10 protein-coding genes and 2 pseudogenes are annotated in these 12523 nt (G+C 65.4%); 9 read left to right on the top strand and 3 right to left on the bottom strand.

Features of this window, described 5'->3' with window-relative positions; all coding sequences use genetic code 11:
* Positions 1–53 precede the first annotated feature (53 nt).
* From J8I82_RS34885 to J8I82_RS34845, 9 genes and pseudogenes are all read left to right on the top strand, one after another.
* The gene (locus tag J8I82_RS34885) at positions 54–2483 is read left to right on the top strand and encodes a TonB-dependent receptor (RefSeq protein ID WP_209764454.1); all 2430 of its coding nucleotides are present in this window, start codon (positions 54–56) and stop codon (positions 2481–2483) included.
* 708 nt (positions 2484–3191) lie between these two features.
* Positions 3192–4415, top strand: a complete 1224-nt coding sequence (locus J8I82_RS34880; RefSeq protein ID WP_209764452.1) for a polyhydroxyalkanoate depolymerase — start codon at positions 3192–3194, stop codon at positions 4413–4415.
* 128 nt (positions 4416–4543) lie between these two features.
* Positions 4544–4716: pseudogene (locus tag J8I82_RS38750) on the top strand (aminotransferase class I/II-fold pyridoxal phosphate-dependent enzyme); the annotation flags it as partial.
* A 361-nt stretch (positions 4717–5077) separates the two neighbouring features.
* Positions 5078–5395: a hypothetical protein gene (locus J8I82_RS34870; RefSeq protein WP_209764448.1), complete on the top strand. Its 318-nt coding sequence runs from the start codon at positions 5078–5080 to the stop codon at positions 5393–5395.
* A 71-nt stretch (positions 5396–5466) separates the two neighbouring features.
* On the top strand, positions 5467–5718 hold the full coding sequence (locus tag J8I82_RS34865) for a DUF1488 family protein (protein ID WP_209764447.1): 252 nt from the start codon (positions 5467–5469) through the stop codon (positions 5716–5718).
* Between the two features lie 2 nt (positions 5719–5720).
* Complete coding sequence (locus tag J8I82_RS34860) at positions 5721–6515, top strand: hypothetical protein (protein WP_209764445.1); 795 nt, start codon at positions 5721–5723, stop codon at positions 6513–6515.
* A pseudogene (locus tag J8I82_RS34855) lies at positions 6512–7913 on the top strand (MFS transporter). The gene J8I82_RS34860 and the pseudogene J8I82_RS34855 overlap by 4 nt, the downstream one beginning before the upstream one ends.
* Before the next feature lie 140 nt (positions 7914–8053).
* Complete coding sequence (gene amrS / locus J8I82_RS34850; protein WP_209764443.1) at positions 8054–9148, top strand: AmmeMemoRadiSam system radical SAM enzyme; 1095 nt, start codon at positions 8054–8056, stop codon at positions 9146–9148.
* A 24-nt stretch (positions 9149–9172) separates the two neighbouring features.
* The gene (locus J8I82_RS34845) at positions 9173–10183 is read left to right on the top strand and encodes a TGS domain-containing protein (protein ID WP_209764441.1); all 1011 of its coding nucleotides are present in this window, start codon (positions 9173–9175) and stop codon (positions 10181–10183) included.
* A gap of 347 nt (positions 10184–10530) precedes the next feature.
* On the opposite strand, the gene J8I82_RS34840 is transcribed toward J8I82_RS34845, so the two are convergent.
* The 3 genes from J8I82_RS34840 to J8I82_RS34830 all read right to left on the bottom strand — a co-directional run bounded on the left by J8I82_RS34840 (position 10531) and on the right by J8I82_RS34830 (position 12399).
* The gene (locus J8I82_RS34840) at positions 10531–10833 is read right to left on the bottom strand and encodes a hypothetical protein (RefSeq protein ID WP_209764437.1); all 303 of its coding nucleotides are present in this window, start codon (positions 10831–10833) and stop codon (positions 10531–10533) included.
* Positions 10834–10990: 157 nt separating this feature from the next.
* A complete protein-coding gene (locus tag J8I82_RS34835) occupies positions 10991–11950 on the bottom strand; it encodes a tripartite tricarboxylate transporter substrate-binding protein (RefSeq protein ID WP_245180489.1) in 960 nt (319 codons plus the stop codon).
* A 227-nt stretch (positions 11951–12177) separates the two neighbouring features.
* Positions 12178–12399 (bottom strand): hypothetical protein, encoded by a 222-nt coding sequence (locus tag J8I82_RS34830; protein ID WP_209764433.1) that lies wholly within the window; start codon positions 12397–12399, stop codon positions 12178–12180.
* Between the last annotated feature and the right edge of the window lie 124 nt (positions 12400–12523).

Here is a 12523-nt window from a genome sequence, read left to right as displayed (position 1 = left end):
TTTCAGGTGCCGCCCGATGCAGGCGGCGCCATGTACGCCCGAGGAGATGCAAGATGCCCGCCAGCCCGTTCCCTGCCCCGCCAGAGCAGGCTTTCCGCCATGCTGCGGCCCGCCGCCGCTGCGTTGCCACGGCCATCGCCCTGGCCGTGGCGATGCTGCTGCAGCGGCCCGCTGTTGCACAACTGGACACCGCTGCTCAAAAACAGGACAGCGCAGTGCTGCCCGAAGTGCTGGTAGTCGCCGCGGCGCCGCTGCCGGGCATCGGCGTCGCCAGCGACCTGGTGCCCTACACCGTGCAGACCGTGCGCGGCGATGAACTGGACGGCACCCGCACCGGCAACCTGGCCGATTACCTGGCCCGCAACCTGGCCGGGGTCAACGTCAACGACATCCAGGGCAGCCCGTTCCAGAGCGATATCACTTATCGCGGCTTCCGCGCCTCGTCGATCCCCGGCGTGCCGCAGGGACTGTCGGTCTATCTCGACGGCATTCGCATCAACGAGCCGTTTGGCGACGTGATCAGCTGGGACATGATCCCGGAGGCCGCGCTCGCCAGCGTATCGCTGGTGTCCAGCGCCAACCCGGCCTATGGCCTGAACAGCCTGGGCGGCGCGCTGGCCATGACCACCCGCTCCGGGCTGGACTCGCCGGGCGTTACCGCCGACCTGTCCTATGGCAGCGGCAGCCGCAAGCGCGCGGACCTGTCGGCCGGCGTGCGCAGCGAAGGCGCCTGGCACGCCTTCGCCGCCGGCACCCTGTTCCAGGAGCACGGCTGGCGCGACCATTCGTCGGGGCGGCTCGGCAACGTCTTCGCCAAGGCCGGCTATGAGGGCGAGACCAACAGTGTCAATGTCTCGCTGCTGCACGGCCGCAGCACGCTGACCGGCAACGGGCTGGTGCCGTCCTACCGGGCCGACGGCAGCGCGACGTTGCCCGACATTTACCAGTCGAACCGCCGCGCCGTGTATACCTACCCAGACCAGACTCGCAACCAGGTGACCCAGGTCGCCGTCAACGGCCGCCACTGGTTCGACGACAAGACCAGCGCAGCCGCACTCGCCTATGTGCGCAACAGCCGCCGCGACACCACCAATGGCGACGTCAACCCCGATTACGAGGCCTATGCCGAAGACTGCGAAGACGGCTTCAATGACGACGGCAGCCCGCGCGGCAGCGACTGCGGGCTGACCCGCGCCGAAGGGGCGGCGCTGCATCCCGCCGTGGTCAACACCACCCATATGCGCCAGCAGACCGTCGGCATGGCGCTCAGCCTCGCCAGGGAGACCCAGCGCCACGTGCTCAATGCCGGCGTCAGCCTGGACCGCAGCCGGCTGACCTATTCCCAGTTCGAGCAGCCTGGCACGTTCACCGCGGACCGCGGCGCCGTGGCCGACCCGGCCGAGCCAAATGCGCTGTTCTCCGGCGTCAGCGGCAACGCGCGCACCTTCGGCGCCTACCTGTCCGACACCTGGTCGCTGACCCCGAGCACCTTCCTGACGGCGTCGGCGAGGTGGAATCTCGCGACCGTCAGCAATACGCTGCGCAACAGCGACGGCAGCGAGCAGCCGCGCGAAAGCTTTACCTACCGCCGCCTCAATCCCGCGCTGGGACTGACGCAGAAGCTGGGCGGCGGCGTCACGGTATTCGGCGGCTACGCGCAGAACAACCGCGTCCCCACCGTGCTGGAACTGGGCTGCGCCGACCCTACGCGCCCGTGCCGCCTGCCGGCCGGGCTGCAGGCCGATCCTTACCTGAAGCAGGTGGTCTCGCACGCCGTTGAAGCCGGCGTGCGCTGGCGCCCCGGCAAGGACACCGAAGTCACCGCCACGCTCTACCGCATCGACAACCACGACGACATCCTGTTCCTGCGCGCGCCCAACACCCGGCTCGGCTATTTCGCCAACTTCGACCGCACCCGCAACCAGGGGCTCGACCTGAGCGCGCGCCAGCGCGTCGGCGACGTCACGCTGCGGCTGGCCTACAGCTACCTGCAGGCCACTTACCAGGCGGCCGGCCAGCTGGCGGCCGGCGAGCGCACCATCGAGGTCCAGCCCGGCATGCGCATGGCCGGACTGCCGCGCCACACGCTCAAGCTGGGTGCCGACTGGCAGGCGCTGGCCGGACTGACGCTCGGCGCCGACCTGGTCGCCGTTTCCGGCAGTGTCGCCAGCGGCAACGAGGATGGCCTGCGCGGCGATCCGCAGCCGGGCCAGCCACCCAGGACCGCCGACTGGCACGTGCCCGGCTATGCCACTGTGAACCTGCGCGCCGCGTACAAGGTGAACAAGCGCTTCGAGGTCTATGCGCGCGTGGCCAACCTGTTCGACCGGCGCTACGAGACCTACGGGCAGGTGGCGAACAACGTGTTTCCCGGTGGCAGCCTGGTGCAGCCGCACGTGGCGCCCGGCGATGCCGCGACGGCGTTGTTCGTGGCGCCCGGGGCGCCGCGCAGCGTCTGGGTGGGGCTGGTGTACCGGATGTAGAGGACGGGCCTCAATAAGGCGGGGCGCCAATGTCGAACGGAGAAAGAACATGGCTCGGAACGAGCATTGGCTGACCCAGCGAACGCACATGCCTGTTTCAGAGATTTACAAATTGCACGGACCACAGCGCTAACAGCAGTGGACCCCGGGGCAGCAAACGCCGCTTCGCTGTGCCCCGGAACCAACGCCAGACGACATCAACTGGTGCCTCAGCCACTTTCCCCAAAAAACAACTATGCAAGGCGTTGCAGTAGGGTTTAATCGAATTTGTTACTGAATGTAAATACAGTAACTTGGATCCATGTTGATTTGCTGACGTTGCGATGCAATGTCAGTAGCCCAGAGTAGCGGGGACGCCATGCAGCATTCCATTCCATTCACGTGCGGCCGTACGCTTGCATCCGGCCGCAGCCGGACCAGCCGTCCTGGCAAGACGCACGCTGCCCACGCTCAGGCAATCCGGCATCGACGTCACCTCGGGCGTTCCCGGCACCTCGCGGCGCACCACCGCCCGCTTCCATCCAGCCGACCCGCGCTACACGCCTGGCGCCACCCCGTCCACCTCGAGCAAAGCCGGTCCTGCCGCTGTCCGGCGGACCCTGTGCGCTGAGCGATGGCGGCCTTGCGCCAACAAGAAGCCCTGCCCGGTTTGCCGGACCGGTCCCCGGAACAACGCAGCAACCAAATTTTCAGAGGACGGGCTTTGCCATGGCGCTCTATGCTCTGCGTGAACTCACGCTGCAGTCGGTCGGGCCGCTCGGGGCCATGATCGAAGCAGGCCAGCGCGCCGTCGGTTTCTGGGGCGAGTCCATCGCGTGGCTGCCAGGGATGCGCGAGACCGGCGCCGCGCTTGATCTGTTCACCCGGCTGACCAAGTCCTACGGGAAACCTGGCTTCGCCATCGACGAGGTCATCGCGTGCGGGCAACGGGTGGCGGTCACAGAGACCGTGCTGATCGAGGCGCCCTTCTGCCGGCTGCTGCATTTCAGGAAGGACATGCCCTGCCCCGGTCCCCGCGTGCTGCTGGTGGCGCCGCTCTCGGGCCACTACGCCACGCTGCTGCGTCCAACGGTCGAAGCATTGCTGCCAGGGCATGATGTCTACATCACCGACTGGACCGATGCGCGCATGGTTCCGCTCGACGCCGGCGGCTTCGACCTTGGTGGCTACGTCGACTATCTCAAGGCATTCATCCGATACCTCGGCGCCGGCACGCATGTCGTGGCGGTATGCCAGCCGGGGGTCCCGCTGCTCTGCGCGGTCGCCCAGATGGCCGAGGACGACGAGCACGCCCAGCCCCGCTCCATGACGCTTATCGCCGCGCCGATCGACACCCGCGTCAGCCCGACGGCGGTCGACCAGTTCGCGCAGAAATATTCGCTGCCATGGTTCGAATCGAATGTCATCGAACGGGTACCCGACAGTTACCCCGGACGCGGACGACGGGTCTATCCGGGCTTCCTGCAGCTTGCTGGCTTCGTCTCGATGAACGTCGCACGCCACGCCGGTGCGCATCTTGACTATTACCGCCACCTCGTCGACGGCAGGCAGCACGAGGCCGCCCGGCATCGCCAGTTCTATGACGAGTACAACGCCGTGCTCGACGTGCCGGCCGAGTACTACCTGGAAACCATCCGGAAGGTGTTCCTGGAGCATCACCTGTGCCGCGGCTGCATGGAGGTTGGCCAGCGCCGGGTCTACCCCGAGGCCATCACCAACGTTTCGCTGCTGACCATCGAAGGCGGCGAGGATGACATCACCGGCCGCGGCCAGACCGAAGCTGCCCACGCACTCTGCGCAGGACTTTCCGCCGACAGGAAAGAACACCTCGTCGTTGACGGCGTGGGTCACTATGGGACGTTCGCCGGCCAGGGATTCCGGCAATCCATCCTGCCGGCGATTACGCGGTTCATTCAGCGGTGCGCGGACTGAGTGCAATGTCACCTGCTCGGCAGAAGCGGCCCTGACCCGGCGTCGTCGTGACGGCCGCGTGCGACGGCGCGGCAAATGCGACCATGCTGCCGTTCCCGGCAGTGGCGGCATTGCCGTCGAAAGTGAGTACGACGCCCACGCTGCACAATCCGCTGGGAACGGTCATGCCGGAGGAGGATCGCGCCAGCTGGCGTTGCTTGCCGACGCGCACGATTTTCTGATCGTAGAAGATGGCGCCTATGCCTTCCTGGCCGAGCCGTCGCCGAAACCCGTGTTTACCCATGCCCCGCATCGGACCATCTGATCAATCGGCGGGTGCCGCTTTCATGCGGACAGTCATGAAAGTCATGTTGTTAATGCATCTAAGCGCGTATGCTGGAACTGCCATCTTGGCAAGCAACGCACCAGGAGCACTCCATGGCCAAGAGTCAACTACGCAGCACTCGCGAACCGAAAAAGCCCAAGCAGCCCAAGAAGCCGCCAGTGCCGGCAACCCCGTTCAGCACGGTCCATTCGAGGGTTGGGAACGAAGGTGTCGCCAAGAAGAAGACGTAAATCAGTTGGCCGCGGATAGGCGGCACAGTGACACGCAACTTGTGATGTTCACCAAAAGGAATTGATATCTCCACATTGAAAGCGCAGACCGCTTCGGGAGGCGCATCATGATCCATTACGACACGGACCTCACTTTTCGCGGGCTTCCGCTCACTGCCGAGCAAGACGCGGAAATTCGTCACTACCTGAAGAGGAAGGCCAGGCTGGGCAAGCCATGGAATACCCCTGAGCTGCGCGGGATGCTTGAGGACATGCTGCTGCCGCCGAGAACCGAGGACGACAGCCAGAGCGACATCCCGCGCGACGCAGTGGCCGCCGCAGAGCGCGCGGCCGCGTTCGTCGACCAGGACATGGAGCCAATCGAGGCGTTTGAGGAATTGCATGCCGCGATGGAAGCCGAGAGCATGAAAGGGAATACGCACTAGCGGAGCGCTCCGCGCTGGTAGTGAGCGTGGCAAGCCGGTCCGGTCAAGGACGTAGCGCGCAGGACGACAACATGGCACTAAGCTTCCCCAACCCCAGCCGCAGCTATGATGAGTCCAGGCATGGCGTGTGGTTCTGGGGTTATGACAACGCACGCGAAATCTCCTTCCTTGTGGACGACCGCGTACTGATGAATTTCGACGCCGCGCTCGGCTCTGGCGAAGCTGGGGTGCTGGCCTCCTTTGACCGGCATCGCAATGAGATCCTGAAGATGGCCATGGCGCTCTATGCCGAGGGGCCGCAGACTCTCTACCTGCTGCACTGAGAATGCGCGCCTGCCGGCAAGCCCGCCCTGCCGCCAGGGCTGCCGCGGTCTGGTTGCTGGTGGCCGTCATGGCCACCGGGGCCAGGCTGCTGCCACGCATCGCGCAGCCGCCGCAATATCATCGTTTTGCCGATCCTTATGTCTGCTTCGGCACGCCCCACTGCCTCGACATCGGCTCGAACCTGCTGTTCCTGCTCGCGGGCGCGGCCGGCCTGCGCTATCTGGCCGCCTCCACCGGCAGTCGTGCATTTATCGCACCGGCCGAGGCCTGGCCCTACCGGGTGCTTTTTCTCGCGGTCTTCCTCGTGGGCCTGGGCTCGGCCTATTACCACCTGGCACCGGACAACCCGCGGCTGGTGTGGGACCGGGCTCCGCTGGCGCTCGCGCTGATGGCCTGGCTCGGCGCCAACGTGTGCGAGCGCGCCAGCCTGAAGGCCGGCTTGCGGCTGCTGCCGCTGCTGCTGATCGTGGGGCCGGCCAGCGTCGGCTACTGGGCATGGAGCGAAGCCCGCGGCAGCGGCGACCTGCGCCCTTACCTGCTGATCCAGGCCTGCGCCATCGTGGTGGTGCCGCTGCTGCTCTGCCTCTATGCACCGCGCTACACCGGCGACCGGGATGTGCTGGCCATCACCGGCTGCTATGTGCTGGCCCTGGTTTGCGATGTACTGGACCACCAGATCGCTGCGCTGACGGGACTGGTCAGCGGGCACACGCTCAAGCACGTGATCGCCGCGCTGGCCGTCTATGGCGTCGTGCTTCGGCTGAAGCGGCGCCGCCTCGTGGAGGCAGGAACATGAGCGTGCCCGAATGGCGTGGCCAGGCTCGCGCGCCCCGCGTGCCCGCAGCGCTTGGCACCGACGTGCGGCCGCGGGAAGTGTGGGCATGGGCCATGTACGACTTTGCCAACTCGGGCTACACCACGGTGGTCATCACCGCGTTGTTCAATGCCTATTTCGTCGCCGTCGTGGCCGGCAATGCCCCGTGGGCCACGCTGGCCTGGACCGGGGCGCTTTCCCTCTCCTATGCGCTGGTGGTGCTCACCGCGCCGTTCGTCGGCGCCTACGCTGACCTGCGCGCAGCCAAGAAGACACTGCTTGCCGTGACGACAGCGGGTTGCGTGGCATTCACCGGCCTGCTCTATTTCGCGCAGCCCGGCACACTTGTCCTGGCCATTGCGTGCGTGGTCCTGTCCAACCTGTTCTTCGGCAGCGGCGAAAACCTGATCGCCGCTTTCCTGCCGTCGCTCTCCACCGCCCGCGCCCTGGGCAGGGTGTCCGGCTGGGGCTGGAGCCTTGGCTATATCGGGGGCCTGGTCACGCTGGGCGCATGCCTGCTCTATGTCAACTGGGCCAGCGCACGCGGCGACGCCGCCAGCGAGTTCGTGCCCGTGACCATGCTGATCACAGCGGCCATCTTTGCCCTGGCGAGCCTGCCGACCTTCCTGCTGCTGCGCGACCGCGGCGTGCCGCAGGTCGCTGCGGCGGCCGCGCCGGCTGGCGAACAGGCCATCGGCACGGCCTGGGCCAGAGTCTGGCAACGCCTCGGCCAGCTGCGCCAGTTCTACGACCTGCGCCGCTTCCTGCTATGCACCGTGTTCTACCAGGCCGGCATCCAGGCAGTGATCACGCTGACCGCCATCTACGCCAACCAGGCCATGGGCTTCACCATGCAGCAGACCCTGACGCTGGTACTGGTCGTCAACCTGACGGCAGCGGCCGGCGCCTTCCTGTTCGGGCCCGTGCAGGACCGCATCGGCCACGTGCGCGCCATTGCCCTGACGCTGCTGGGCTGGATCCTGACCATCCTTGCTTGCGCATGCCGCGCGCGAAGCGCCGCTGTTCTGGCTCGCCGCCAATGTGGCCGGCCTGTGCCTGGGCGCCGCCCAGGCCGCCGGACGGGCCATGGTCGGACTGCTGGCCCCGCCCTCGCGCGCGGCCGAGTTCTTCGGGCTCTGGGGACTTGCGGTCAAGCTGGCCTCGATCGCCGGGCCGCTGACCTATGGCATGGCAAACTGGCTGACGGGTGGCGATCACCGCCAGGCGCTGCTGGTTACCGGCAGCTACTTCGTCGTCGGGCTGGGGCTGCTGTGCGGGGTCAACACCGTGCGCGGGCGGCGGGCCGCGTTGCGGGCCGAGCGAAAGGTGGGGCTGGAGACCAGGTACGTCGCCGCCACTGCCGGACCCGCTAGCCGGTAGGCACGCGCACTGCGGCCTAGAATGAAACTGCCCTTTGGCGAATGAATCGCCTTGTCCGCTTCCAGGCGTTGGCACGATGGCCAGGTTGTTGCGCGTGCGCGCGTTACCTGCCTGGAAACGCGCTTCAGGAGGGATAGGCCATGACGGCAATCGAAACGCCCTCTCCGGGAACGTATCCCGGCCGCTACTGGCATTTCCTGGACGACGGCCGCATGCAGTGCGACCTGTGTCCGCGCCACTGCCGCCTGCATGACGAGCAGCGCGGGGCCTGCTTCGTGCGTCAGCGGCTTGGAGGGCGCATGCTGCTGACCGCCTATGGCCGCTCATCCGGCTTCTGCGTCGATCCGATCGAAAAGAAGCCGCTCAACCACTTCTACCCGGGCAGCGCTGTCCTGTCGTTCGGCACGGCCGGCTGCAACCTGGCCTGCAAGTTCTGCCAGAACTGGGACATCAGCAAGTCGCGTGAAATGGAAACCCTGGCCGTGGCAGCCATGCCCGAAGCCATTGCCGAAGCGGCTGCGGCCCACCACTGCAAGAGCGTGGCGTTCACCTATAACGACCCGGTGATTTTCGCCGAATACGCCATGGACGTTGCCGATGCCTGCCGCGAACTGGGCATCCTGGCGGTGGCGGTAACCGCAGGGTATATCGGCGAGCAGGCACGACGCGATTTCTATAGCCGGATGGACGCGGCAAACGTCGACCTGAAAGGCTTTACCGACGCGTTCTATGTGGCATTCACCGGCGCACATCTGCAGCCGGTGCTGGATACGCTCCTGTACCTGAAGCACGCCACCAAAGTCTGGTTCGAGATAACAACCCTGCTGATTCCCGGCAAGAACGACAGCGATGAGGAGATCCGCGCAGAGGCCCGCTGGATCGCACGGGAACTTGGCGTCGACATCCCGCTGCACTTTACGGGGTTTCATCCCGACTACAAGATGCGCGACGTGCCGCCGACGCCGTTTTCCACGCTGGCGCACGCCCGCCAGCTTGCGATCGATGAGGGGCTGCGTTACGTGTACACCGGCAATGTCCATGACATGGAAGGCGCGACCACCTACTGTCCCGCTTGCCGTGCACCGTTGATCGTGCGCGACTGGCATGCGATCGAGAGCTATCGCCTCACGCCCACCGGAACCTGCCCCGACTGCTTTGAACCGGTCGCCGGCTGTTTCGGGCATTTCGAGCATCACTTCGGGCGGCGCCGGATTCCCGTGCACCTCGGAACGTAGCCCATTGTGCAGCGCTGACGGCCCATGCCAGCAAACCTCACTCCCGAGTACAAGCAGGCCGAACAGGCCTATCGGATGGCGCGCCAGCCACGCGAGCAGCTCGATTGCCTGAAGGAGATGCTCCGTGTCATCCCCAAGCACAAGGGAACAGAGCGCCTGCAAGCCGATATCAAGTCGCGGATCAGGGAACTGACGCAGGAATCTGCGGCCCACGGAAAGGCGGCCCACAGGGGGCCGTCACATGCGGTGCATCCAGAAGGCGCGGCTCAGCTCTGCCTGATCGGCCCGTCCGGTACGGGAAAATCCAGCCTGCATGCGCGGCTGACAGGATCGGGGAGCGAAAGCGGTGCCTATCCCCACCCGACCCAGTTGCCGGTTCCCGCCATGTTGCCGTTCGAGGACATTGCATTTCAGCTGGTGGATCTGCCACCTGTCTCAGCCGAATTCATGCAACCCGGGCTCACCGACATAGTGCGGGTGACAGACGGCGTACTGCTCGTGGTCGACCTGAGCGCGCCGGATTGTACTGAACAGCTGGCACTGATTCTCCGGCGACTCGCCGAAGCAAGGATAAACCTGCTGGAGCGCTGGCCGGGTCAGGCGGGCAGCCCTGCAGCATCGGCGGCGGCTGGCCTGTTCAGTGCCCACCTCCCTGCGCTGTTGCTGGCCAACAAGGCCGATCTCGCGAACCCGGATGACGCGGCGGTGCTCGAAGACCTCCTCGGCGTACATTTTCCGGCGCTCGCGACCTCGGCAACCCGCGGACAAGGACTGGCCGAGATCGGGCCGTTTCTTTTCAGGGCCCTGAGCATCGTGCGTGTCTACACCAAGGCACCCGGGAAACCGGTCGACCAGAGTCGGCCTTTTACGATGCGCCGCGGCGACACCGTACTGGACGTCGCCCTGCGGGTGCACCCGGATCTCGCGCGGACGTTCAAATTTGCCCGCATCTGGGGGAGCGGCAAGTTCAGCGGACAGCAGGTGGGCGCCGATCATCCGGTGGCCGATCGAGACGTGGTGGAACTGCATGCGTAGGCGCGGCCGGATTTCACATTGAACTGTTCGTCGGCCGCCCTATAATCAACCTGCTGACTGAGACACGCCCTGGTAAGGCGGAGGTAGGTCGGCGAAACGATCAAGTTTCCTGGAAAATTTGCCGGTTGAAGCGTGATCGTGCAGGCCACATATGCCTGCAGGTCCGAGCCGGATCATGAGTTGCTGACCCGGTTCGGACGCCCCCCCTTGGATGGAAGCACCGAGCACCTGCAGAAGGTGCTTTTTTGTTGGGCATCTTTTTTGTTGTGCATCAGGAAGACCTTGACCGCTTGCCTCGCCGCGGCCGCAATCGATCCGTACCAGATTGATTCCCCCAGGGCAAAAGCCTAGATATCGGGAGCGAGCAGCACTCCGGTTTTCACGGTGTGGATCAGTGCAAGGCGATCTTCGACTGCCTTGCGCAGGACTGCTCGTCCCCTGAACGGATCCGTCAGGTAACTGGCGTACTGGCTTGCCCGAATCTGCACCTTGAGGCTCATCATCGTCGATCCGCTCTCCGGCCATGTCACCATGAACGCCGGATGGCCGTCTGCGCATTCAACGAAAGCCGTGTCAGGAGACGCAAAACAGGAGTCAGCGCCCTGGGCCAGGAATTGAAGGTCCTTGTCCTTGAACTCATAAGTTGCCATGTCTTTCTCCCCATCGCGCGGAAGATCGTGGCGTGGACGTCATCGGCGCGGGTAGCAGCCGCCTCCGCTCATTCCCATGTTAATACGCCTGGAGCCGCACGGTTTGCGCCGTGCGGCATGCCGGACAATCGCGTGCGCTCGCCGTGGCCGCGTGCTCTCAGTCGGCCTCGACTTTCATGGTCTTCAACAGCGGCTGCCACTTGTCGCTCTCGGCCCTGAGCCAGGTCTTCAGCCCCTCCGGCGTCTGCTTGTCAGCGGGCACGATCTCGGCGCCAAGGTCATCGAGGCGCCTGGCTACCACCGGATCCTTCAGCGCCTGCTGCAATGCCTTGGTCAGCCGCGCCACCACGACCGGGGGCGTGCCCTTGGGCGCGTAGACCCCGTGCCAGACCTTCATCGAAAAGCCCTTCAGCCCGCCTTCCTGCAGCGTCGGCGCATTGGGCAGCGCCTTGATGCGATTGGGAGTGGTCACGCCATACAGCTTGACGCGGCTGGCGTTGATATGCGGCAGCGTCGAGGTAGTCTGGTCGCACAGCAGGTCGACCTGGCCGCCCAGCAGAGCCGTCATCGCCGGACCCGTTCCCTGGTATGGAACAGCGGTCATCTTGACGTGCACCGCTTCCTCGAACAACAGACCGCACAACTGCGACACCGCGCCGAGGCCGGCATTGGCCAGCGACACCTTGTCCTTGTTCTGCGACACGTACTTCACCAGCTCGGCCGCATTTGCCGGCGGCAGATCCTTGCGGCCAAGCAATGTCATCGGCACATCGGCAACCTGGCCGATATACTCGAAATCCTTCAGCGGACTGTATGACAGCTTCTTGTACAGCGCAGGCGCGGTGGCCATGCCGTTGTGATGGATCAGGATGGTGTAGCCATCCGGCTGCGCGCGCGCGACGAACGCCGCCGCGACGGTCCCGCCGGCGCCAAGGCGGTTTTCCACCACCACGCTCTGGCCCAGGTCTTTGGCCATCGCCTGGCCGAGTGCGCGCGACACGACATCGGTGGGCCCGCCTGCCGAGAACGGCACCACCAGCGTGATCGGCTTGGACGGATAGGCATCCGCAGCCTGCCCCCCGCCGGCCAGCGCCAGGCCCAGCGCTCCGACGACCATCCATTGCCAACCCTTGCCCTGCACTGCTTGCGTCACCATCGTCGCCGGTCTCCATGATGCCGGCACCTGTGCGCCGGTCTGTTATCGATCGGCGCCAGATTGCAGGACAAGGTTACGGCTGGCTATCCGGATTTCCCGAACGGAGCGTACGGCACAGCTGAATGCCCGGCGGAGATCGAGAACACTGGCAGGGCATGCCGAGGCGGCAAGCCGTGCATGGCAAGGCGTCACCGGCAGGCGCGAGTCTCTTTCGCGCGGATGCGCCCGAGCGCCTTGAGGAAACGGTAACCCTGGAGCGTGACCTGCGGGCGGCTGACGCTGGGCCCGACCCGTTCCAGCGTAATCAGCTGGTGCGCGAGCAGCGCTTCCACATCGGTCCGGTCCAGCTCGGGTGGGTCGCTGCTGTCGTTGACAAGGACCAGGGTGGCAAACTCGTGATGACTCAGCACAGGCGTCTCCTCGGCAAACATGGGTAGTGTGTTGCAACGGGACTGCGCTAGTACAACATCCCGCAAATATCTTTAATAATTATCGGGCTGTAAATAGGGCTCCAGGAGCGTGACGATCAACTGG

It is taken from the genome of Cupriavidus consociatus, from assembly GCF_017814975.1.
Classification (GTDB): Bacteria; Pseudomonadota; Gammaproteobacteria; order Burkholderiales; family Burkholderiaceae; genus Cupriavidus; species Cupriavidus consociatus.
The sequence above is the reverse complement of the archived record's forward strand: the minus strand, read 5'-3'. Positions and strand labels throughout refer to the sequence as shown.